The 373-nt window shown below is 60.9% G+C and carries 1 protein-coding gene; it reads right to left on the bottom strand.

Going from position 1 to position 373, the window contains the following annotated elements; genetic code table 11:
- Window positions 1-373: methylenetetrahydrofolate reductase (locus tag AC1D0P_RS31940; RefSeq protein ID WP_477680390.1), on the bottom strand; the 373-nt coding region annotated here is incomplete at both ends.

Here is a 373-nt window from a genome sequence, read left to right as displayed (position 1 = left end):
CTGGTCAGCCGCGCCCTCCAGGCGGGCGATGACCGAATCCGGTATATGGATGCCCGGCACGTTCGAGCGGATCCACTTGGCGGTCTTGGCAGAGGCCATCGGACCGACGCCAGCGAGGACGAAGCATTTTTCGGCGAAACCGAGGTCGACGACCTTCTTCATATATTCCCTGAACATCGGTACATCGAAGCAATACTGGCTCTGCACAAACTGTGCGCCGGCCTCGATCTTCTTGCCCAGCCGATAGGGCCTGAAATCGTAGGGCGGGGCGAAGGGGTTGATCGCGGCGCCGAGGAAAACCTGCGGCGCTTTGGTGATCTTGCGGCCGGAGCGGAATTTCGATTCGTCGCGCATCATCCGCACGGTTTCGAGC

The organism is Polaromonas sp. P1_G2 (genome assembly GCF_056405515.1).
This window is presented reverse-complemented; position numbering and strand designations above follow the sequence as displayed.